Genomic DNA, 22,871 nt, shown 5'->3' on the forward strand with positions numbered 1-22,871 from the left:
ATAGATTATCCGAAAAGTTTTCAGTGCAAAAACAACGTTGTGGATAAGGTTGATGAGTCAGGTAAACACTAGCTGCCAGTGATGCCTGGTTAAGCTCGGCTAGGCTACGCGTCCCGGTCAGGATAACAAAAAAGCCGAGGGACGATGAAGCTTAATGGCAGTGCCGCCGGGCGGGCGGGGTACGTACCTGACTGATTCATTTCCTAATCAATCAGCAGCACCAGTTTGCCTTTGGCCCGGCCGGTTTCGCTGTAGTCGTGGGCCTGTGCGACCTGCGCCAGCGGGTAGGTGTTGTCAATCACGGATAGGAGTTTACCGGCGGCAGCCTGCTTCAGCAGCCAGTTCATGTCTTCGCGCGTAAACGAAAACAGAATCGATTCCGCTTTCTGCTTCGTGAAGATCGTAACGACCTGCTCTAGCAGTTGCTTCGGCGACGGCGTGGTGGTTACGTACGTGCCTTCGTCGGTCAGGATGGCGCGGCAGGCATCGAACGAGCTTTTCCCGACGGCGTCAAACACGAGTTCGTACTGCTCGGGCAGTTTGGTAAAATCGGTCGTTTTGTAGTCGATCACCACGTCGGCGCCCAGTTGCCTGACCAGCGCGGCATTGTCGGCGCTGCAAACCGCTGTCACGTACGCGCCCATCCCTTTGGCCAGTTGCACGGCATACGTACCTACCCCGCCCGACGCGCCGTTGATGAGTACACGATCGTTGGGGCGTAGATGTCCTTTGTCACGCATGCCTTGCAGGGCGGTTCCGGCAGCTACGGGCATGGCAGCCGCCTGCACGAACTCGATGCCATCGGGCAGTTTAGCGACGAATTTCTCGTGGGCCGACACGTACTCCGCGTAGGCTCCACCCGTCGGCCCGACCGACGCTACCACGCGGTCGCCGGGTTGCAGGTCGGTCACCATCAGCCCAACGGCCTCCACCACACCGGCACAGTCGGCCCCCAGCGTTTTCGGGAACGAGCCGGAAAACAACAGCTTCATCGACCCATCGCGCACCTTGGTATCGACCGGATTGATGGCGGCGGCATGCACCCGGATGAGCACGTCGTGGGTGTCGACCTCGGGCCGGGGTACGTCCTGAATCTGTAACTCGTGGCTGCTGCCGTACTGGTTGATGATTGCTGCTTTCATGCCGTTGACGCGGAGCCGGATAAGGTAAAGCTCCGTTCAGTAAACGACCCTGTGCGCAAAGGGTTTTGCGGGACAGTATGGCCCAGCAGACCAATCGGCTCCGCAGGCAACGTACCCAGCCCGTTCTTTTTACGTACCTGCCGCGCGGCCCGCTACTTCGACGTACCCGACAGCGGGATCAGCTTCGCCGACAGGTCGGGCGTTTTCATCGTCTTGTCGAAGGGAAACATCGGGCGCTGGATACGCTTGTAGGGCAACCGGAACAAATCCTGGTCGACCCCGCCGGGCGTGAGGGCCATGATCCAGTCTTTCTGCATGTCGTAGAGTTCGGGTTGCAGGTAGCCGATCTTTACCACCACGATGTCGGCGGTGCGCGGGTTGAGGCCCAGCCGCACAAAGTCTTTTTCCTCGTGGTAGGGCTTGCGCTTCTGCGTCACGATCACGTTGGCGCTGCCCACTTTCACCACCACTTCCACCTCAGCATCTTTGTCGCCGCGTACGATAGCCGTCACGGTACCCTTCAGCGGTACGGGCGGCGCAAAGCGGTGGTCGACCATCGCACCGGCTGTCCCGTCCACCTGCCCACCGACGCCCGCCGCGATGGCTTTCTGGATGAACGCCGGATCGGGAATGGAGGCGTAGAGGAGCGTAGGGCCATCGGGTTTCTTAAATTCGGGTCGCTTCAGGATCTGCGTAATTGTCCATGTTACGTCGCCCGCGCCGCCCGCCGTGGGGTTATCGCCGGTGTCGCTGATGTAAAACGGGTGCTTGGGGCTGGCAATGGCCTTGGTGAGTACCTCGTCTAACGTACCTGTGGGGGCTACAAAATCGAACTGATTGCGCACCGCCCAAAAGGCGCGGGCCAGCGTTTCGGCGGTTTGCATCACCTTCGCCTTGTCGTCGCCCACGACCATCACGGCGGCATGGTTGCGGGGTTCATCGGCCCAGGCGTAGCCAATCCAGATGCTCGCGTCGACCACGCCCGGCTGCTGATCGGCCAGGGGTGTTACCTGCTGATACAGGCTCTTGCCCGGCTCGATGCGCGTACTCGTTTTTTCGCCCGGCAACAGGATCGGTACGTTAATCAGCGCTTTGTAAGCTGGCTTGCCTTTGCCACTTTTGAGCCGGTTCAGCAGGTTCGTTACCGCTCGCTCTTTGGTCTGCATGGCGTCTTCGTGCGGGGCCATGCGGTAACAGGTCATCAGGTCGGTATGGTGAGCGAGCCGTTCCGACACGTTACCGTGCAGATCCATCGACGTGGAAATGAGCGTTTTGGTACCCACCACCTGCCGGATTCGGGTAATCAGATCCCCTTCCGGGTCGTCGAGCCCCTGCACGCTCATAGCCCCGTGAATGTCGAAATACAGCCCGTCGTAGGGCGCGTATTTTCTGAGCGAATCGAGCATCTTTCCCACCAGCGACTCGTAGGCTTCCCGCGCTACAATTCCCCCCGGCAACGACTTGCCCACCACCGTCGGGAACCACCGCGCCTGCTTTCGCAACGGGGCCGCACCCATCATAAACGGATAGGCGCTAAACACCTCGCCGCTGTAGCGGGCATGAAAGGCGGGTTCGAGGGTGACAGCGGGCGAAAACGTACTGGATTCGATGCCCAGACCTGCAATGGCGATGCGGGGCAAAGCGTCGCCCGGCAACGTACCTGCGTTGGGTTGTGAAAAGACAGATTGGCTGAGGGCGAGCGTGAGGGTAAGGCCGAGAAGAAGCTGCTTCATGCCAACAAGTTACGGTATTCGGCAACGTGGACAAATGGCTCGTGGCAGGCCAAGGCCTATCAGGGGGCGATTGCAGCGTACCAGATCCAGCCGATGTAGAGAGGTTGAAACAGCAGCCGCGACCAGATGTACCACGGTTTGGCGGGCAGGCCTCCCGGCGGCGGTAGGTTGTTGACCGCCACGTTGATATTGGCCGGAAAAATAGCGATCAGCAGCACAATCAGCCCCCAGGCCGACACCGTGCGCGTGGCCGGAACCAGTAGCCCAACACTCAATACAATTTCGGCAACACCCGACAGATACACCAGCAGGCGCGGGGCGGGTAGCCCTTCAGGAACCATGTACAGCATCAGATCGGGTTTGCGCAAATGGCTAACGCCAATCATGGTAAACATGAACGCCGCCGCCAACAACATATCGTGCTGAACAGGCCGCAGGTAATCGAGCTGGGTCACCCAGCTAATGCCGTAAAATAACGCGGTAATAGCGACTAGACCGAAAAAGAAAGCCATGTCTTTGCCTGGTTTGATGTCCAGACAAAGGTCTGCCGCACCGAGTGCCATGCTGCTAACAAATGTTAGCAAATCAGATCGTGCGCCGGATACGACTCAGGCTTTCGGGTTCAATGCCGAGGTAAGACGACAGGTGCTTTACGGAAATCTGCTGAACCAGCCGGGGGTTTTGCGCTAGCAGTTGGCTATAGCGCTGCTTGGCCGTGCTGGTCAGAAAGGTGACTTCGCGGCTGGTTTTTCGCAAAAAAGCCTGTTCGGCAATCAACCGACCAATGCGCTCTGCCGCGTGCGATTCGTCGTAAAAACGCAGCAGGTTGGCCCGGCTAAACCGCAGCGCGTGCACGTCGGTCAGCGCCTGAATACTGAACGGACTCGGCTGCCCCGTCAGAAACGACGAATACGCCGACGTGAAATCGTCGCTGAAGACAAAATCGATCGACACATCCTTCCCGTCATTGTTGAGCGACACCCGTACCATTCCCTCGGCGAGGTAATAAATGTACTGTTCCACTTGCCCCGCCTCGGTCAGGAAGGCATGTTTGGCGCAGACGACCGGTTCCACCATTGTCAGAAACCGGAGCCATTGGGCATCGGTCAGGGGAATCAGTTCGGTAAACCGCTGGCGGAGTTGATCGAAGTGCGTCATCGGCGTGGAAACGGGGTTGGCGCTGAGAAAAGGGCAGCTTACTTGGCGGTCGGCCTGGTCGTAAACAGCTCGAAGCGGTAGACCTCCTGCCGCACCACCTCAAACAGGCGGTTCATCTGTTTTTGCGCAGCGGCAAGTTTAGGGTCGGTGGGGTCGGCCAGCACGTTGAGGCTGGTCACGGGGCGGGTGAGGGCAAAGCCGTAGCCTTTTTCGCTGCCGGCGGGGACTTTCAGGGCCGAGAAACTCCAGCCGCCTGCCTGCTTCTGCTCGATGAGGGTGCTCCCCGTCTGTTTCAGGGTTGCCAACGTACCCAGCCAATCGGTCATAGGATCGCGCAGTTTCAGAAAATCGACCACGACAGTCTGGGTTTTACCGGGGCCGAATTCCGGTCCGTAAAGGGCGTCGAGGTTCTCCCAGATCTCAATCCGGACTACCGGGGCGGTCAGCCGGTCGCGGCGGTTGAGGTCGGCCATACGTACCTGCACACTGTCGCCATAGAGTTTGGCCATTGCCGCCGGGGAAGCGCCACCCATGCCCATCGTGGGCGAGACAATGCAGGTGACGTAGTCGTATTCGGCGGGGTTGGGGTTCGAACTGAATTGCTTCACCATCATGTGCCAGCCAATAAGCTTGCCTTCGTCCACGGCGGCCTGGTTGATGGCTTTCCATTCCCGCTCGACTGGCATCGCGTTCTGGATAGTCATGCCCGGTGCAAGTTTGTGGAAGATCAGGTACGTATAGGTTTTGGCGCTGGAACGTACCTGAGCAGAAACGGAGGCTGCGGCCAGAAGAAAGAGGAGAAGGAAGAGATGACGAGCTGGCCGACGAGACATGATGATTGCGTTTATAGGCAAATCCCGCCTGCCCCGGCTTTTACTGTTCAGGCCCGGCGTTTAGGCGTGAGTCGACGGAGTCGGCCGCACGGCTTAAACACCGGGCCCCGGTAATCAGGCGACCTGAACAGCTACCTCGTAGTAGTCAACCGTCGGCAGACCCGCGAAGAAAGGTTTCATGTGTTGCAGTACATTTTGCAGAAAACCACTGGTTTCGGCTGCCAGTCGCGCTTCAGGCGATTCCCAGATCGTCACCATCAGGCAACGGTTCGTGTCGGAGTTGACCAGAAACCGGCTGTTCATAAAACCGGTTTGCTGCTTCAACGCGGGGCCTACTGTATCCCGAAAATAAGCAGTAGCTTTCTCGGCTGCCTCCGGCTTGAGGGGCACCTGAACAATACGAGCGTACATAGTTTATGTGGGTTAGAATGAGGGTAATCTAATTGAAAAGAGCCCAGCACCAAAAACTTGCTGTTCACCTACTCAACAGTTACCTTACAATTTATCGAAAGGCAGTAACATGCTTAGCGGTCTGAAAATTGGCGGCTGAGTAAAACGCCACATAACCAGCGCTTTTCGGCCTATGAAACAAACCGTATGTATCGCCTGGCTCTGTGGGCTTGCCACGACCACAAACGTACTGGCGCAAAACTGGACCGAAACCAAGGTAGACACGCGTGTGACGGTCATTAATAAAGGTGGCCAAACGCTGGGCTACTCGACCACGTCGGGCGTGAAGCTCCTGTCTGACAAGGGGTTTGCCTTTAAAGACCTGAACCGAAACGGGCGGCTCGATCCCTACGAAGACTGGCGGCTACCCGTAGCCACACGGGCCAAAGACCTGGCGAGTCAGCTGTCGGTCGCGCAGATTGCCGGCCTGATGCTCTACAGCCGTCACCAACCTATTCCGGCCGCACCCGGCGGGCCGTTCGCCGGTACGTATGGCGGTAAGGTATTTGCTCAAAGTGGGGCCGATGCCGCTGATCTATCCGATCAGCAAAAAGAATTTCTGACGAAAGACAACGTGCGCCACGTGCTGGTCACTTCGGTACAGAGTCCGGAAATCGCCGCCCGCTGGAACAACAACGTGCAGGCACTGTGCGAAAGTCTGGGGCTGGGCATTCCCGCCAACAACAGCTCGGACCCCCGCCACGGCACCCGCGCCGACGCCGAGTACAACGCCGGCGCAGGCGGCACCATTTCGATGTGGCCCGGCTCGCTGGGCCTGGCTGCCTCGTTCAATCCCGATCTGGTGGAAGAATTTGGCCGTATTGCCGCCGCCGAATACCGGGCGCTGGGCATCGCTACGGCCCTGTCACCACAGGTCGATCTGGGCACCGATCCGCGCTGGTACCGGTTTAGCGGCACGTTTGGCGAAGACCCGCTGCTGGCGACCGACCTGACCCGCGCCTACATTGATGGCTTCCAGACGTCCATGGGCAAGGCGGAGATCAACGGCGGCTGGGGCTACGGGAGCGTCAACGCGATGGTAAAACACTGGCCGGGTGGTGGCTCGGGCGAGGGCGGCCGCGATGCTCACTACGGCTACGGCAAATACGCCGTCTATCCCGGCAACAATTTCGCTTCGCACATGCTGCCATTTATCAACGGCGCCTTCAAGCTGAAAGGCAAGACGGGCACGGTAGCGTCGGTGATGCCCTACTACACCATTTCGACCAATCAGGACAAAAAGAACGGCGAGAACGTGGGCAACAGCTACAACCGTTACATCATCGGCGACCTGCTGCGGGGCAAGTACAAGTATAATGGCGTCGTCTGCACCGACTGGAACATCACCGCCGACGAAACCGCCGTCGATGTGTTCCTGACGGGTAAATCGTGGGGCGTCGAAAAACTGACCCTGGCCGAGCGGCACTACAAGATTCTGAAAGCAGGCGTTGATCAGTTTGGGGGGAACAACGATGCCGCGCCGGTACTCGCAGCCTACCAGTTAGGGGTGAAGGAGATGGGCGAAAAAGCCATGCGCGCCCGTTTCGAGCAGTCGGCGATGCGGCTGCTGACCAACATCTTCCGGACGGGGCTATTCGAGAATCCGTACCTCGATCCCGCGCAGACGAAAGCCGTGGTTGGCAAGGTCGAGTATATGCAGGCGGGCTATCAGGCGCAGTTGCAGTCGGTGGTGATGCTGAAGAACAAGGGCAATGTGTTGCCGCTGACGAAACAGAAGACGGTATACGTACCCAAGCAGTTCACCCCGGCGGGGCGTAACTTCTTAGGCATGGCTACCCCCGAAAAGCTGGATTATCCCGTCAACATGAACATCGTGAAGCGGTATTTTGCCGTGACCGACAACCCCGCCGAAGCCGATTATGCGCTGGTGTTTGTCCGCAGCCCGAACTCAGGCGGTGGCTATGATAGCGACGACGCCAAAGCAGGTGGCACGGGCTACGTACCCATCAGCCTGCAATACGGTCCCTATACGGCGCAGGGTACCCGCGACCCGAGTATCGCCGGAGGCGACCCGCTGGAAAAATTCACGAACCGGACCTACAACGGCAAATCGACCAAAACGATCAACGCGACCGATCTGACCATGATCACTGACACCTACGCCAACATGAAAGGCAAGCCGGTGATTGTGGCAATGAACGCCTCGAACCCGGCGGTAGTGAGCGAATTTGAAAAGCAAGCCAACGCCTTGCTCGTGAGTTTCGGCGTGCAGGATCAGGCGCTGATGGACTTGCTGACGGGGGCAGCCGAACCGTCGGCTCTGTTGCCCTTCCAGATGCCCGTCGATATGAAAACCGTGGAAGCCCAGGCCGAGGACGTACCCCGCGACATGGCCCCCTACGTCGACAGTGAAGGACATACCTACGATTTTGGCTTCGGTCTGAACTGGAAAGGCGTCATCAACGATGCCCGCACCGCCCGCTATAAACGCACGGCCTTGAGTTTGAAATAACCATGGCTGGCGCGATCACCCCTCCATCAGCAACAGCACCAGCCAGGTAGTGCAGATGGCCATTTGGTTTTTAAGCGAGCCCAGCGCCCGAAATAGCAGATTGGCGACAGATTGCCGGTTGATCTCCATCAATTCGGCAATCTGTTCGTTTTCCAGCCCTTTGTAAAACTTCAGAAAAATTACTTCCTGTTGCCGTTTGGGCAGCCGGTGAATCGCCTGTTGCACGCGCTGCTGACTTTCGGAGTCGGCTTCATGCTGTTCGATATGAGTTTCGGCCGTTTGCCAGTCGGTTAGCTCGGTTACTTCGGGCGTGGCCAGCGACGACAGACGCACGGGCCGCCGGTGCTCCATGAGCAGCTGATTCCGCAACGATTTGAACAAATACATTGACACCACCTGAATCGTCAGCGTGGTACGGCGCTCCCAGATGCGGATAAACACCTCCTGAATGGCGTCTTTGATAAACTCCCGATCGTCGGTGAAATTGGTGGCGTAGGTGAACAGCGAACGGTACTGGGTGTCGGCCAGCTGACAAAACGCATCCTTATCGCCGGCCTGTGTCTTGTGCCAGAGCGTCAGAAGAAATTCGTTTTCGTCGATGAGTCGCTGTTTTAACTCCACAAGTGCCCGGTTCCTGCTATTGGTGTAAACTAATAAGTAAAATTCTGGCGAAACGAACCGCAAACAAGCGATATAAGGCCCGGTTCAGCCATTCAGTTCGACTAATTTACAATCATCTGCCGTTCGGCCCTACGTAAAAATAAAGTTTTATCAGTGTGAGTATTGGCGGTAGTATCTAGCATCTTTCCCTCAGAACGGCATAGATAGTACTTAGCGCATGCAGGAATATAGAGACCCCGAACCAGACGAATTAGCGGCAGATCCATCGTTTCAGCGCTGGAAACTGACGGCTGATCCCGAAGCCCGCGCGTTCTGGAGCGAGTGGTTGATTCATAATCCTGACCGGCAGGAGCTGGTCGAAAAAGCGGCGTTGCTACTGACGGCCATTCACCAGCAATATGAGCAGGTGGCCCGCCAACACCCGCCTATTTCAGACGACGAAGTCCGGCACGAAATCGGTCGGCTTCGGCAGTCGCTCGATGAAGCGCCGGTCAAACCACTGCGGGGCGGTTTGTCAACCAACTGGTTTACGCCGCTTCGGTATGGCGTGGCAGCCAGTGTGCTGCTCCTGCTCGGGCTGTTTGGCTGGTATCGCCTGCGCCCGACGACCGCGCCCGATCCGCAGACCGTCACGTATGCTGAGCTGGTAGCCGTAGCGCAGGAAACCAACCCGCTGATCGAAGTCGAAAACAACGAAACCAAACCCCTGACCGTCGCCCTGCCCGATCGGAGTACGATTGTCGTTTATCCGAAAAGTCGGGTAAGTTACCCCAAAGCCTTTGCCGGAAATAAGCGCGAGGTATACCTACAGGGACAGGCCTTTTTCTCGGTTACGAAAAATCCGGCGAAACCGTTTTACGTCTACGCCAATAGCCTCGTCACCAAGGTGTTAGGAACTAGCTTCACGGTGCAGACATACGAGAAAAACAGACAGGTAAAAGTCGTGGTCAGTACGGGCCGGGTCTCGGTCTACGCCGCCAGTCAGAAACCAACCGCCTCCCCCAAAGACGAAACGAAGCTAACGGGCGTGGTGCTGACGCCCAATCAGCAGATCGTGTTCTCGCCGACGGACAGCCGACTCGTGAAGAGTGTTGTCGCTAACCCGGTGGTGCTGAAACCCGCCGTGCAGCAGCAGGCCTTTCGGTTTCAGCGCACGCCCATGGCCGAGGTGTTTACCGCCCTCGAGCAGGCCTACGGCATCAAAATCAACTACGATGCCGACCTGATGCGTACTTGCTACTTGACGGCTTCGCTGTCGGATGAACCCCTCTTTCAGAAGCTGGACCTGATCTGCCGGACGGTCAATGCCAGTTATGAACAGGTGAATGGCGATATCGTTGTCCACGCCAATGGATGCGATTGATGCCGCAGTGCTTTGCCCTTTTTGACACCCGTATGCCTATGAACGAACACCCGTACATCGTCTAAAAAGCAAAGTCGAAGATGCGCCAACATCTCCGACTTCTCAACCGCCCTCGTGTAGTGACAATTACGACGTCCGCCCCAGCGGATTAGGACTTTATTGTGCCATTTTTTAACTGACAACCCTCAAAATTATGCCAAGAGGACTACTTTTTCAAAAGAACATACAGAAACTTATGCGCATTGGACTCTACCAGGCCATTCTGTCTGTTGCCCTTTTCTCTCTGGCCCGCGCCCATACGGTAAGCGGTCAGCAAGTGCTTGAGCAAAAGGTGACTATTCAGCTCGCCAACGCTGATGTTGAAAAGCTGCTGGATAAAATCGAAGCGGCTACCAAAGTGAAGTTCATGTACAACCCGCAGATTTTCGACGGGACACAGAAATTCAACTACCGCTTCCAGAACGAACCCCTGTCGAGCGTACTCGACAAGGTGCTGACGCCCTACCGGGTAGCCTACGAGGTGGTGCAGCAGCAGATTATTCTGCGGCGGCAACCGGGCGCGATCTCACCCCTGAAACCCACCAGTCAGTCAGAAGCACCTAAGCGCCGCGTGAGCGGGATCGTGCTCGACGAGAAAGGCGACGGCCTGCCCGGCGTGAGCGTGGTGCTGAAAGAGACTATGCGCGGAACTACTACCGGCGTCGATGGCCGGTTTTCGCTCGAAACGCCCGACGCTGGCGCGGTCCTGATTTTCAGCTTCGTGGGTTACCAGAAGCAGGAAGTGACCGTCGGCAATCAGGATAACCTGTCGGTTAAGCTCGTGCCCGAAGCCAGCACGCTCAACGAGGTGGTGGTAACGGCCCTGGGTATTTCGAAAGAAAAGAAAGCACTGGCCTACGCCGTATCGGAAGTGAAAGGCAGCGAGTTTACGCAGGCTCGCGAAAACAACGTGGCCAACGCCCTGACAGGTAAAATCGCCGGGGTGAACGCCACCGGGATGGCGACCGGCCCCGGCGGGTCGAGCCGGATCATCATCCGGGGTAATGGCTCGCTGAACGGCAACAACCAGCCGCTCTACGTGATCAACGGCATGCCGATGGAAAACAGCACGCCCGGCGGTGGTACGCTCGCCGACGGCAACGGCATGAACGTGGACCGGGGCGACGGCATCGGCGGTATCAATCCCGACGATATCGAGAGCATTAACGTATTGAAAGGCGGCCCGGCGGCGGCCCTCTACGGAGCCCGTGCCGCCAACGGCGTGATCCTGATCACGACCAAAAAAGGGCGCGGACAGCGCGGCCTTGGTGTCGAGGTAAACAGCACGACCAGCTTCGAGGATATTGCCGTAATTCCGAACTGGCAATATGAATACGGACAAGGCGTCGATGGTAAAAAGCCAACTACGCTGACAGAAGCCAAAAGCACGGGCCGCCTCTCGTACGGTGCCAAAATGGACGGCCTGCCGACGATTCAGGTCGATGGGCAGTTGCACCCTTACTCGCCCCAGAAAGACAACCTGAAAAACTTTTACCGCACGGGCAGCAACTACATCAACTCGGTGGCGCTGACGGGCGGCAGCGAAACGGTCAATTTCCGGCTGGGCCTCAACAACACGCAGGCGAATAGCATTGTCCCGAATTCGTCGTTCTCGCGGCAGATCGCCAACCTCAACCTGAACGCCTTTCTGGGTAAGCGGCTGAGCCTCGAAACGGTATTTCAGTATAACCGCGAAATCGGCACCAACCGGCCCAAAGTGGGCTACGCCGACATGAACCCGCACTGGGCAACGTACCTGATCGCCAACGTGGTCGACATCCGCAGCCTGTCGCCGGGCTACGACCCCGCCACAGGTAAAGAAATGGAATGGAACCCCGTACCGGCGGCCCCGAACCCGTATTTTGTAGTCAACAAGTTCAAAAACGACGACGTTAAGAACCGGTTCATCAGCCAGGGAAGCCTTCGCTATGACATCCTCGACAACCTGTACATCAAAGGCAGCGTGAGCCAGGATTTCTACAGCTTCCAGTCGGAATACGTGCAGCCAACGGGCAACGCCTACCAGCCGCTGGGTACGTATGATGCCCGCAAGGTGACCGCTTCGGAAACCAACGGCATGGTGACGATGAACTACAACAACACCAGCCTGATCAAAGACCTGACGTTCTCGGCCCTGTTGGGTGCTAATGCGCAGCAGTCGATCTACGATCAGACGGCGATTGCGGGTAGCGAATTCACGATTCCGTACTTCTACAGCTACACCAACCTGGCCGCGTCGACCACCACACCAACGTACCTGAAGAGCGCTATCAACTCGGTCTTCGGCTCGGCCGACTTTGGCTATAAAAACGTAGCGTACCTGACACTGTCGGGGCGGCAAGACTGGTTCTCGGTGCTGAACCCGAAGAGCAACAACATCTTCTACCCGTCGGTGGGTGGGTCGCTGATCCTGTCTGATGCGTTCCAGCTGCCCAAGGCCATTAGCTTTGCCAAGCTGCGGGCATCGTGGGCGCAGGTGGGCGGCGCAACCGTGAATGCCTACCAGATCTATCAGTACTACACCATGCAGCAGGGTGGCCATAACGGCCGGCCGGTAGAGGTGCTGTCGTCGTCGCAGGTACCCAACCCCGATCTGAAACCGCTGACCTCGACGACCTACGAGGGGGGCATCGAAGCCAAGTTCTTTAATAACCGCCTCGGCCTCGACCTGACGCTCTACAACCGTAAAACCACCAACGACATCGTGACGACCAACATCGCCGTGTCGTCGGGATACCGCTCGGCGCTGCTGAACGTGGGTGAGCTGAGCAACAAGGGTATCGAACTGTTGCTGACCGGCACGCCCATCAACCGCGGTGGCCTGACTTGGGACGTGAGCTACAACATGGCCTACAACAAAAGCAAGATCGAGCGGCTCGCCGAAGGCCTCACCAGCATCGACATCGGGACGGGTGTTGGCGGCGGCGTGGTGCGTAACGCCCTGGGCCGGCCCTACGGCACCGTTTGGGGCTATCGCAAGAAAACCGACGCCAATGGCAACGTGATTTTCAACACGGCCAGCGGCTACGCGGTGCGCGGCGATCTGGAAGAAATCGGGCAGGGTACACCCCCGCTGACGATGGGTATCACCAACAATTTCCGGTACAAAAACTTCTCGCTCAATATCCTGGTCGACGGCAAATTTGGCAGCATCGTGTACTCGAACCTCTACCAGTATGCCTACCGGTTCGGTCTGCCGCAGGAAACCCTGCCCGGCCGCGAAACGGGGGTTACGGTGGACGGTGTAACGCCCGAGGGCGCCCCATTTACCAAGTTCTGGAAGAAAGAAGACGTGGACACGTACTATGACAACGACAAGAACTACACGGCCATGTTCATGTTCAACAACGATTTCGTGAAACTGCGGCAGGTGATTCTGAGCTACAACCTCCCCGTCACGAAGGTGAAGTTCGTGAAGCTGCAGGCCGCATCGATCTCGTTTGTGGCCCGGAATCTGGCCATTCTGTACAAGGATAAGAAGAACCAGTACTTCGATCCCGAATCGGGCTACACGAGCACCAACGCCCAGGGCCTCGAAGCCTTCGGTGTGCCGCGTACCCGCAGCCTGGGTGTGAACCTGATGGTGAAATTCTAACCAGCCAACAACCTCATTATGACCAGTTTTCTTCAAAAAATAAGCGTGGCGGCTTCGTTTCTGCTGTTGGTGTCGTCCTGCGACAAGGGCTTCGAGCAAATGAACGTCGACCCCAACAAATACGCGGAGGTCATTTCCGAATACCTCTTCACCCGCGCCCAGCTCGACGGCGTCAGCACCAACTTCACTGGCGGAGCGTACCTGACCATCGGGCAGTCGATGCAGCATTTCTCGACCTACAAAGAAGTACCGGCGGCGGGAGACAAGTACTTCAACTATACCTACTCGACTGCCAGCTGGGATGCCTACTCAGGTACGTCGGCGGGGCAGGGGGCAGTCATCTCCGTCCGGCAGGTGATCGATAAAGTGGCTGCGAACCCGGCCGATGTGAACAAGCTCTCGGCAGCGCGGATCTGGAAAGCATACCTCTTCCACCGCCTCACCGACCTCTACGGCGACATTCCGTATTCCGACGCGGGCAAGGCGCTGTCGGATAAGAATTATGCACCCAAATACGACACGCAACAGGCCATTTACGCCGATCTGTTGAAAGAACTGGATGAGTCGATCGCGGCCTTCGATGCCACCAAACCGACCTTTGGTAATGCTGATCTGATGTTTAGCGGCGACGTGACGAAGTGGAAGAAATTCGGTTACTCGCTCATGCTACGGCTGGGCATGCGCCTGACGGAGGTGGACGCCAACACGGCCAAAACCTGGGTGCAGAAAGCCATTGCCGGAGGCGTCATCCTCGACGATGCCGACCGCGCCGTGATTGGGTACGTGGATGGCTCGCAGCTCGCCAGCAGGAACTTCATCGCCAACGGCCTGCTCAGCACCGACTACATCACGCCCGGCGGCGACAATGTGGAAGGCGGCAAACTGGCCAAAACGCTGATCGACTACCTCAAAACGACCAAAGACCCGCGCCTGAACGTGTGGTCGATTGTCTGGACAACGAGCGATAACAAGACGTTTACGGCCGATACGACGTCGGCCCTCCAAAGCGGGATGCCCAACGCGGCCTACAACAACCTGCCCGCCAATTTCAACTCGTTTTCGGAACCTAACCCCAACACGCTGCTGAAATACAGCGCCCCGCTGGTGGTGCTGGGCAACGCCGAGACGAATCTACTGCTGGCCGAAGCGGCTGTGCGGGGTTGGTATGCGGGTAGCTCTGCGGCCACGACCTACGCCAACGCTGTGAAAGCTGGCATGCGGCAATGGGCTTTGTTTGGCACGGGCGGCACCATCTCCGATGCGAAAATCAACGGCTATCTGGCTACTAACCCGTATAAGGCGGGCGGCACCGTAGCCGAGCAACTGGAGCAGATTGCCACGCAGAAATGGGTGTCGCTCTTCCTGGAAGATGAGTACGAAATCTTCGCCAACTGGCGCCGGACGGGTTATCCCAAACTGACGCCGACGAACTATCCCGGCAACCTCACCGGCGGCAAAATTCCGACCCGCTTCGTGGTGCCTGACTCGGAAGAGACCTACAACCGAACCAACTTCCTCGAAGCGCGGGCGCGTCAGGGCGGGTCCAATACCCTGTCGAGCGTCGTGTGGTGGGATAAGTAAATGGATTACCGTTTTCGGTTTGTCGACTAAGGATATTTAACTCGCTTACAATGAGTAGATAAGCCTAAGCGATAGCCGCCATGTTTGTCATCCCGACGGTAGGAGGGATCTTGAATTAACCTGACTCACTCCTCAGGAAACGTTAAGATCCCCCCGTTGTCGGGATGACAAAAAAACACTTGGTACGAACCGTCACGAAAACGCTTAACGAACGATGAAACGAGAACGCCGATCCCTGCTCAAACGCCTGTTCGGCGCGGTTGGGTACGGCCTGCCCCGCTGGGGCGGGGTTGCCGACTTAGGAAATGCTACCGCCAAACCCGCTCCCGCGTCGGAGGCAACCGGCGTGGTGACGCAGGGCGACGTACCGCTGTATTCCAGCACGACCCGGCTCGGTAACCTGCTGTTCCTGTTCGGCATCGGGGCGCATTTCGAGGGCGATATTAAATCGCATACCGATCATGTGCTGAAAGAGCTGGAAAAAGAGCTGATCAAAGCGGGTTCGTCGATGGATAAAGTGCTGAAGGTGTCGGTGCTGCTCCACGATCCCAACGACTATCAGGCCATGAACGAGGTCTATCGCGGTCGCTTTGGGCCCAACCCGCCCGTCAGGACCACAGTGGCCGTGCGCAGCGGTATTCCGAACGATTCACTCGTGGAAATTGATTGCATTGCCCACGTGTAAGTGGCTGTATTGTACAGTTAGCAGTTACCCACCTACCCAATTAACCAGAACCATGAACCGCGTTGTGTTTACGCTGATACTGTGGCTACTTACGGGCTTCGGGCTGCTGGCCCAAAACAAGCCGTCGGGCGACGACACCACAGCACTGCGCATCCGCAAAACGGCCGATTTTACGGTCAACGGGCTGGGCGATAATGCCCATTGGCAACAAGCTGATTGGGTGCCTATTACGGTACAGGAATCGGCCGGGCGGGCGCTGGGCACGAAGGTCAAACTGCTGTATTCCGACACCGGTCTCTATTTCCTGTTTCAGGCCGACGACGAGCAACTCACAGCCACGATTCTCGAAGATTTTGGCGCGTTGTACAATGAAGACGTCGTTGAGGTTTTCCTCTGGCCTGATCCGTCGGTGCCGATCTATTTTGAGTACGAACTGTCGCCGCTGAATTACGAACTGCCTATTCTGGTGCCCAACGTAAACGGCAACTTTTTGGGCTGGAAACCATGGCATTACGCGGGTGGCCAACGTACCCAGCACGCTACGTCGGTGCAGGGCGGGAAGAAGGAAAGCAAAGCCCCGATCAAGGGCTGGACGGCCGAGTTTTTTATCCCTTATAAGCTGATGAACCCCATTGTGACCACGCCGCCCAAACCCGGCACGGTCTGGCGCGGTAACCTCTACCGCATTGATTACGACCGCGGTTACCAGACCTGGTCGTGGCGCAAAACAAGCGGTAGTTTTCATGAAGTCGCCAAATACGGCCCCTTACGCTTCGATTGATTAACCCCTCATTTAAATCAAAACAAACCATGCTCAGCAGACGAAAATTAATCAAACAGCTCTCGGCCATGCCGCTCGTGGGTGGCTTGTTTGGCGCGACTACCCCGCTCACCGGCGCGTTGGCGGCTCCGGCCGTTGCTTCGCGTAACCTGGTGAAAGAACTGGGAATCCGCACGTTCATCAACGCTGCCGGTACGTACACCGCCATGACGGGCTCGCTCATGGAAGACGACGTGGTCAACACCATTCTGGCATCGTCGAAAGAGTTTATGATGCTCGACGACGTGCAGACAAAAGTGGGTGAGAAAATTGCCGCCATCACGCATGCCGAATCGGCGGTGGTAACGGCGGGCTGTTTCTCGGCCATGACGCTGGGACTGGCGGGCGTGCTGACGGGCATGGACCAGAAGAAGGTAGAGCAACTGCCGCATCTGGCAGGTACGGGCATGAAATCGGAGGTGATTGCCCAAAAGGGACACGACATCGGCTATTCGCACGCGCTTACCAACACGGGTTGCACCATCGTGCAGGTCGAAACCATCGAAGACGTCGAAAAGGCCATCAACGAGAAAACGGCCATGCTCTGGTTCCTGAACATCCAGTCAGACAAGGGCAAGATCAACCACGAGCAGTGGGTGGCGTTAGGCAAGAAGCACAACATCCCGACGATGATCGACATTGCCGCCGACGTACCCCCGGTCGAGAACCTGTGGAAATTCCACGATATGGGTTTCGATCTGGTGTGTGTATCAGGCGGAAAAGCCATGCGCGGCCCTCAAAGCGCGGGTCTGCTGATGGGCAAGAAAAAGTACATTGACGCGGCCCGGCTCAGCATGCCGCCGCGCGGGTCGACCATCGGCCGGGGCATGAAGGTGAACAAGGAGGAGATTCTGGGCATGTACGTGGCGCTGGAGAAATTCGTCGCCCGCGATCACGACAAAGAGTGGAAGATGCTGGAAGACCGCGCCAACACCATTGCCAGCGCCGCCCGCAGCGTAAAAGGCGTCGACGTCGCGATCACAGCTCCACCGCTGGGCAACCACACGCCGACGCTGCGCATTACGTGGGACCCGGCCAAAGTGAAAGTAACGCCCACGGCGTTACGGGAAGCCCTGCGTACCGGTTCGCCGTCGATCGAAACTGTAGGCGACGATAAGGGCGTCGGCATAACGGCCTGGATGCTCAAACCCGGCGAAGATAAAATCGTGGCTACCCGGCTGAAAGAAGAACTGACCAAAGCCGCCGTGTAAGTGGTGTAGTTGGCTGACGCCTGGTCGAAGGGCCACGCGTCAGCCAACTACATCCGCCTCCGTCGATCTAATACCGTATTGACTTATGCCTAAACGTTTTCTTTTACTGTTCCTAATCCTGACTGGGTACGTTGCCCGGGCGCAGACTTATACGCTGCTCATTAAAGGCGGGCGGCTCATCGACCCGAAAAACAACATCGACGCCCCAATGGACGTGGCCATTACTGATGGCAAAGTGACGCGGGTGGCAAAGTCCATTGATCCGAAAGAGGCCAAGCAAGTTGTCGATGCCAGTGGGTTGTACGTCATGCCCGGCCTGATCGATATCCACGGGCACGTGTTCTACGGCACCGAACCCAACCATTACCTCAGCAATGGGCTGACGGCCGTCTCGCCCGACGGTTTCACGTTTCGGGTGGGCGTAACGACCATCGTGGATGCGGGCGGCGCGGGCTGGAAATCGTTCGACACGTTCAAGCAGAACATCATCCTGTCGTCGAAAACGCGGGTGCTGTCGTTCCTCAACATCGTCGGCGAAGGCATGCGCGGTGGTCGCTACGAACAGGATACCGCCGATATGGACCCGAAGCAGGCGGCTAAAGTGGCCCTCGACAACAAAAACGACGTGGTAGGCTTCAAGGTCGCGCATTTTCAGGGGCCAAGCTGGGCGCCGGTCGACCGGGCCGTTGCCGCCGGAAAGCTGGCTGATATGCCCGTAATGATCGACTTTGGCGGTAGCACGCCCCCGCTGCCCCTAAGCGAGCTGTTCCTGAAACACCTGCGGGCTGGCGACATCTATACCCACGCCTACACCAACCTGGAAGGCAACGTGCGCGAGACGATCGTCGACGAGGCCACCAAAAAAGTGAAACCGTTTGTGTGGGAGGCCCGCAAAAAAGGCATCGTGTTCGACGTGGGCTACGGCGGGGCTAGCTTTAATTTTTCGCAGGCCATCCCGGCGGTTAGTAGTGGGTTTCTACCCACGACCATCAGCACCGACCTGCACACGGGCAGCATGAACGGCTCGATGAAAGACATCCTGTCGATTATGTCCAAGTTCATGGTCATGGGCATGAAACTGCCCGACGTGGTGAAAGCCGCCACCTGGACACCCGCGCAGGTGATCAAACGCGAAAACCTGGGGCACCTCTCGGAAGGCGCGATTGCCGACGTAACGGTGCTCGCCCTGCGGCCGGGCAACTTCGGGTTTTACGACAAAACAGGCTACAAACTGACGGGTAAACAGAAGCTTGAATGCGAAGTGACGGTGAAAGGCGGCAAGGTCGTCTATGACCTCAACGGCCTGGCCAAACCCATCAGTACGCCGTAATGCAATAGCTGTTTGATAATCTAACTTTTATCACGCACTGGTTTATGCGATCTCACCTGTACCGAAAAGGATTTCTGCTGTCGCTGATCGTGATGGTCGGCTTTGTGCAGCGCGAATCGGGGCACGTATTGCCCGCTCGAACAGCCGAAAACGGCGGTCTGTTTCTGCCCGACGGGTTTGAAGCCACGGTGGTGGTCGACAGCCTGCCCGGTCGCGCCCGTCACCTGGCGGTCAACGACAACGGCGATATCTACGTGAAAGCGCGTTTCGCCCGCGATAAAGACGAGTCGGTGATTGCCCTGCGCGACACTAACGGCGATGGTCGGGCCGATGTCATCAGGCAGTTTGGCGGGCTGGCGCGGGAGCGGGCCTATGGCACGGCCATGCGCATTCACGACGGCTATCTGTATTTCAGTTCCGAACTGTATGTCTACCGCTACAAGCTGACGCCCGGCGAACTTGTGCCCAGCAGCCCGATGGAGATCGTACTGACCGACGACCACAAGCACGGCATGCACGAACACATTGCCAAGCCCATCACCTTTGATCAGCAGGGTAATCTGTACGTACCCTTCGGGGCGGCCTCCAATGCCTGTCAGGAGTCGAACCGCATACCGGGCGTGCGGGGCATCGACCCCTGCCCCATGCTGAAAGACCACGGTGGCATCTGGCGTTTTCCGGCCAACAAAACCGGCCTGACCCAGAAAGACGGCGTTCGCTACGCCACCGGCCTGCGGAGTGTGGTGGGCCTCGACTGGAACCCCGCCGACAACAGTCTCTACGCGCTCCAACACGGTCGCGACGATTTACTGATGCTCTGGGCCGACCGGTTTTCGCCCTGGCAGAGCGCCGTGTTGCCCGCCGAGGAGTTGTTTAAGGTCAAAAGCGGCATGCACGGCGGCTGGCCCTATTGCTACTACGATCAGCTACAGGGCAAAAAACTGCTGAATCCCGAATACGGCGGCAACGGCAAAAACGTGGGCCGGTGCGGGCAGTACGAAAAACCACTGATCGGTTTTTCAGCGCATCTGGCTCCTAACGATCTGCTGTTTTATCAGGGCGTAACGGCCACCAACGGCTTCCCGGATCACTACAAAAACGGCGCGTTCATTGCCTTCCATGGGTCGACTAACCGCGCGCCTTACCCGCAGGCAGGTTACTTCATTGGCTTTGTGCCGGCCAAAAACAACGGGCTGTCGAGTGGCTGGGAAGTGTTTGCGGATGGCTTTGCGGGTATCGACCCGATCGTGAACGTGAGCGACGCCGTTTACCGCCCGATGGGGCTGGCGATGGGCTCCGACGGGTCGCTGTACATTGCCGAAACCGAAAAAGGCAAAATCTGGAAGGTAACCTACAAAGGCAACCGGCAGGCCTTTGGAGCCGAGCAACTGGCGAAGATGGAAGCCCGCAAGCAGCTGTCAAATATTCGTAATCCCGACGAAATCGCCGATAACCTGGACCGTGGTAAACCCATTGCGGGCGGCAAAATCTACGGCATCTATTGCTCGGCCTGCCACCAACGCAACGGCATGGGCGACTCGCAGCGATTCCCGCCTCTGGCGGGCTCGGAGTGGGTGCTGGGCGACAAAGCCAAACTCATTGGCGTATTGCTGAAAGGCCTTGAAGGCCCCATCGAGGTGAAAGGGCAATCGTACAACAACGTGATGCCCGCGCACAACTTTCTGTCGGATACCGATCTTGCCGAAGTGCTGACGCATATTCGGACCAATTTTGGCAACACGGGCGATGGCGTTACGGCGGCAGAAGTGAGCAGCGTACGAACCTCATTGCTGAGCCTCAACAAACCCGCCGACGCTCCGGCCAATCGATCAAAACGCAAATAAAACCAAGTCTCTAATTGTCTATGAAACCACAACGTCGCTCCATTCTCAAACGTCTGTTTGCCTCGGCTGCCGGGGTCGTTGGCCTCGGTGCCGCCGCCAAAGCCGCCAACGTACCTGCCGCCTCAGAAGAAGCCGCGGTTCAGAAAGAAGTCTTCAACGTCGAGTATCAGCAGGACGTACCCCTGTTCTCGGGCTCGACCAAGCTCGGTAATCTGGTGTTTGTTGCGGGTAAAGGCTACCATAAGGAAGGCGATATCAAAGTGCATACCGATGAAGTGCTCAAAGAACTGGAGCGGGAGCTGATCAAAGCCGGATCGTCGATGGAGAAAGTGCTGAAAGTGAGCGTTTTTCTGCACGACCTGAACGACTACAAAGCCATGAACGAGGTATACAAAGGTCGGTTTGGCAACAAACCGCCCGTGCGCACGACGGTGGCCGTCTATGGCGGCGTGCCGGGCGACTCGCTGGTGGAAATGGATTGTATCGCTTACATCTAAACCGCCCGCCGGTTGTAGCCCGGCCGGGCGCAACGGTCAGTGCAGTGTTCCCCGTTTCGGGGAACACTGTTTTATCTGCTCAGTTTATGCAAAAGCTCTTCCTTTTTCTGACCCTCATGGGTCTGAACGGCTCGCTATTGGCCCAGCCGTTCAGTATCGTGATCAAGGGCGGTCATGTGATCGACCCGAAAAACAACATCGACGCCATTATGGACGTCGCTATCAGCGACGGCAAGATTGCGCAGGTCGCCAAAACCATCGACACCAAGGGCGCTTTGCAGGTGGTCGATGCGAAAGGCCTCTACGTCACGCCCGGCCTGATCGACATCCATACGCACGTCTTTTTCGGTACCAACCTCGACCAGACCTACAGCAACGGCCCCAACGCCCTGCCGCCCGATGGCTTCACGTTCCGCAACGGCGTAACCACAATCGTCGACGCGGGTTGCTCGGGCTGGCGCGATTTCGAAACCTTCAAAAAACAAACCATCGATCGCTCGCAGACGCGTGTGCTGGCTCTGCTCAACATCGTTGGGAAAGGGATGCGGGGCGGCGACATTGAGCAGAACGTGGCCGACATGGATGCCCAACAAACGGCGGACATGGCTAAAAAATACCCTGAGCAGGTAGTAGGGGTGAAGCTGGCGCACTTCAACGGCTACAACTGGACGCCCACCGAGCGCGCGGTGGAGGCCGGTAAGCTCGCCAACGTACCTGTAATGATCGACTTCGGCGGGAGCGAACCCGTTTTGCCCCTCGAAGAACTGTTCCTGAAGAAACTCCGGCCCGGCGACATCTACACGCACTGCTTCGGGCAGTTGAAAACCCGGGAAGCCATCGTCGACGTACCCAGCGGGCAGGTGAAGCCGTTCGTTCTGGAGGCGCAGAAACGCGGCATCCGCTTCGATGTGGGCTACGGCGGCATCAGCTTCGCCTTTTCGCAGGCTATTCCGGCCATTAAGAAAGGCTTTCTGCCCACCACCATCAGCACCGACATTCATACCGGCAGCATGAACAATGCGATGAAAGACATGCTCAACGTGATGTCGAAGTTTATGGCGATGGGTATGGACCTGCCGAGCGTCATCCGGGCCAGTACCTGGCATCCGGCGCAGGCCATCCGTCGGCCCGAACTAGGTAGCTTGTCGGTCGGTTCCGTGGCCGACGTGGCCATCCTGAACTTGCACGAAGGCAAGTTTGAGGTGCGTGATACGGGCGTCTTTGGCTTCTTCGATTACACCGGCTACAAGATCGAAGGCAAGCAGAAACTGGGCTGCGAAATGACCATCCGCAACGGCCGCATCGTCTACGATCTTAACGGTATCGCCAACCCGGTCGTGGTCACGCAGCAACCCCGTTCATGAGGAGTGGCTGACGCTCATTCCTTCGACATTCACCTGCTTTTTCGAAACAATCCGTTACCGCAAGGCTCAGCAGATGAGCAGATTCGGTAATGGGTTGCCTTTACGTCATACCGTACCACAAAGCACTCGCCG

General features: G+C 57.5%; 18 protein-coding genes. 11 read left to right on the top strand and 7 right to left on the bottom strand.

All coding sequences use genetic code 11. The annotated features are described in order from the left end of the window. Positions 1 to 203: 203 nt before the first annotated feature. The 6 genes from ACAW74_RS20380 to ACAW74_RS20405 all read right to left on the bottom strand — a co-directional run bounded on the left by ACAW74_RS20380 (position 204) and on the right by ACAW74_RS20405 (position 5,277). Entirely contained in the window at positions 204 to 1,142 is a 939-nt protein-coding gene (locus ACAW74_RS20380) for an NAD(P)-dependent alcohol dehydrogenase (RefSeq protein WP_370700073.1), read from the bottom strand. Positions 1,143 to 1,294: 152 nt separating this feature from the next. Further along, complete coding sequence (locus ACAW74_RS20385) at positions 1,295 to 2,875, bottom strand: M81 family metallopeptidase (RefSeq protein ID WP_370700074.1); 1,581 nt, start codon at positions 2,873 to 2,875, stop codon at positions 1,295 to 1,297. A gap of 59 nt (positions 2,876 to 2,934) precedes the next feature. Further along, positions 2,935 to 3,387, bottom strand: coding sequence for a DoxX family protein (locus ACAW74_RS20390; protein WP_370700075.1), 453 nt, complete (start codon positions 3,385 to 3,387; stop codon positions 2,935 to 2,937). 73 nt (positions 3,388 to 3,460) lie between these two features. Further along, entirely contained in the window at positions 3,461 to 4,033 is a 573-nt protein-coding gene (locus ACAW74_RS20395) for a Crp/Fnr family transcriptional regulator (protein ID WP_370700076.1), read from the bottom strand. A 38-nt stretch (positions 4,034 to 4,071) separates the two neighbouring features. Further along, positions 4,072 to 4,866 (bottom strand): hypothetical protein, encoded by a 795-nt coding sequence (locus tag ACAW74_RS20400; RefSeq protein WP_370700077.1) that lies wholly within the window; start codon positions 4,864 to 4,866, stop codon positions 4,072 to 4,074. Between the two features lie 114 nt (positions 4,867 to 4,980). After that, complete coding sequence (locus tag ACAW74_RS20405) at positions 4,981 to 5,277, bottom strand: antibiotic biosynthesis monooxygenase family protein (protein WP_370700078.1); 297 nt, start codon at positions 5,275 to 5,277, stop codon at positions 4,981 to 4,983. 172 nt (positions 5,278 to 5,449) lie between these two features. Here ACAW74_RS20405 and ACAW74_RS20410 point away from each other — a divergent pair, with 172 nt between their 5' ends. After that, the gene (locus tag ACAW74_RS20410) at positions 5,450 to 7,789 is read left to right on the top strand and encodes a glycoside hydrolase family 3 protein (RefSeq protein WP_370700079.1); all 2,340 of its coding nucleotides are present in this window, start codon (positions 5,450 to 5,452) and stop codon (positions 7,787 to 7,789) included. 15 nt (positions 7,790 to 7,804) lie between these two features. Here ACAW74_RS20410 and ACAW74_RS20415 read toward each other — a convergent pair whose 3' ends face one another. Continuing rightward, positions 7,805 to 8,410, bottom strand: a complete 606-nt coding sequence (locus tag ACAW74_RS20415; protein WP_370700080.1) for an RNA polymerase sigma factor — start codon at positions 8,408 to 8,410, stop codon at positions 7,805 to 7,807. 217 nt (positions 8,411 to 8,627) lie between these two features. Between ACAW74_RS20415 and ACAW74_RS20420 the strand changes: the two genes are divergently transcribed. From ACAW74_RS20420 to ACAW74_RS20465, 10 genes are all read left to right on the top strand, one after another. Further along, positions 8,628 to 9,773, top strand: a complete 1,146-nt coding sequence (locus tag ACAW74_RS20420) for a FecR domain-containing protein (protein ID WP_370700081.1) — start codon at positions 8,628 to 8,630, stop codon at positions 9,771 to 9,773. A 235-nt stretch (positions 9,774 to 10,008) separates the two neighbouring features. Then, positions 10,009 to 13,407, top strand: coding sequence for a SusC/RagA family TonB-linked outer membrane protein (locus ACAW74_RS20425; protein WP_370700082.1), 3,399 nt, complete (start codon positions 10,009 to 10,011; stop codon positions 13,405 to 13,407). Positions 13,408 to 13,425: 18 nt separating this feature from the next. Continuing rightward, positions 13,426 to 14,988 carry a SusD/RagB family nutrient-binding outer membrane lipoprotein gene (locus tag ACAW74_RS20430; protein WP_370700083.1) on the top strand — a complete coding sequence of 521 codons (1,563 nt, stop codon included), beginning with the start codon at positions 13,426 to 13,428 and terminating at the stop codon, positions 14,986 to 14,988. A gap of 214 nt (positions 14,989 to 15,202) precedes the next feature. After that, positions 15,203 to 15,673 carry a RidA family protein gene (locus ACAW74_RS20435; RefSeq protein WP_370700084.1) on the top strand — a complete coding sequence of 157 codons (471 nt, stop codon included), beginning with the start codon at positions 15,203 to 15,205 and terminating at the stop codon, positions 15,671 to 15,673. A 52-nt stretch (positions 15,674 to 15,725) separates the two neighbouring features. Next, complete coding sequence (locus tag ACAW74_RS20440) at positions 15,726 to 16,454, top strand: carbohydrate-binding family 9-like protein (protein ID WP_370700085.1); 729 nt, start codon at positions 15,726 to 15,728, stop codon at positions 16,452 to 16,454. A gap of 29 nt (positions 16,455 to 16,483) precedes the next feature. Continuing rightward, positions 16,484 to 17,704 (top strand): selenocysteine synthase, encoded by a 1,221-nt coding sequence (locus ACAW74_RS20445; protein WP_370700086.1) that lies wholly within the window; start codon positions 16,484 to 16,486, stop codon positions 17,702 to 17,704. An 85-nt stretch (positions 17,705 to 17,789) separates the two neighbouring features. Then, complete coding sequence (locus tag ACAW74_RS20450) at positions 17,790 to 19,034, top strand: amidohydrolase/deacetylase family metallohydrolase (protein ID WP_370700087.1); 1,245 nt, start codon at positions 17,790 to 17,792, stop codon at positions 19,032 to 19,034. A gap of 44 nt (positions 19,035 to 19,078) precedes the next feature. Continuing rightward, positions 19,079 to 20,878: a PQQ-dependent sugar dehydrogenase gene (locus ACAW74_RS20455; protein WP_370700088.1), complete on the top strand. Its 1,800-nt coding sequence runs from the start codon at positions 19,079 to 19,081 to the stop codon at positions 20,876 to 20,878. 20 nt (positions 20,879 to 20,898) lie between these two features. Then, complete coding sequence (locus ACAW74_RS20460) at positions 20,899 to 21,375, top strand: RidA family protein (RefSeq protein WP_370700089.1); 477 nt, start codon at positions 20,899 to 20,901, stop codon at positions 21,373 to 21,375. 86 nt (positions 21,376 to 21,461) lie between these two features. Then, complete coding sequence (locus ACAW74_RS20465) at positions 21,462 to 22,739, top strand: amidohydrolase/deacetylase family metallohydrolase (RefSeq protein ID WP_370700090.1); 1,278 nt, start codon at positions 21,462 to 21,464, stop codon at positions 22,737 to 22,739. Positions 22,740 to 22,871: the final 132 nt, after the last annotated feature.

It is taken from the genome of Fibrella musci (assembly GCF_041321105.1).
Classification (GTDB): domain Bacteria; phylum Bacteroidota; class Bacteroidia; order Cytophagales; family Spirosomataceae; genus Fibrella; species Fibrella musci.